Source organism: Streptomyces sp. SID4985 (assembly GCF_009863025.1).
Classification (GTDB): domain Bacteria; phylum Actinomycetota; class Actinomycetes; order Streptomycetales; family Streptomycetaceae; genus Streptomyces.
This window is the reverse complement of record NZ_WWIR01000219.1, coordinates 1-340: the sequence shown is the minus strand read 5'-3', so window position 1 is coordinate 340 and position 340 is coordinate 1. Positions and strand designations below refer to the sequence as shown.

The following is a 340-nucleotide window of genomic DNA, read 5'->3' as shown; positions in this document are numbered from 1 at the left end:
CGATGTCGTGGCCGTCGATGGGGCCGACGTACTTCAGGCCCAGGTCCTCGAACATGCCCTGCGGGGCGATGAAGTCCTTCAGGCCCTTCTTGGCGCCGTGCAGGGTGTCGTAGAGCGGGCGGCCGACGACCGGGGTGCGGTCGAGCAGGTCCTTGGTGCGGGCGAGGAAGCGCTCGTAGCCGTCGGTGGTGCGCAGGGTGGCCAGGTGGTTGGCGAGGCCGCCGATGGTGGGCGCGTAGGAGCGCTCGTTGTCGTTGACGACGATGACGAGCGGGCGGTCCTTGGCCTCGGCGATGTTGTTCAGCGCCTCCCAGGCCATGCCGCCGGTCAGCGCGCCGTC

1 protein-coding gene is annotated in these 340 nt (G+C 70.0%); it reads right to left on the bottom strand.

Annotated elements, in window-relative coordinates:
* On the bottom strand, nt 1–340 hold a 340-nt coding region (locus tag GTW40_RS08920), incomplete at both ends, for a 1-deoxy-D-xylulose-5-phosphate synthase N-terminal domain-containing protein (RefSeq protein WP_272918992.1).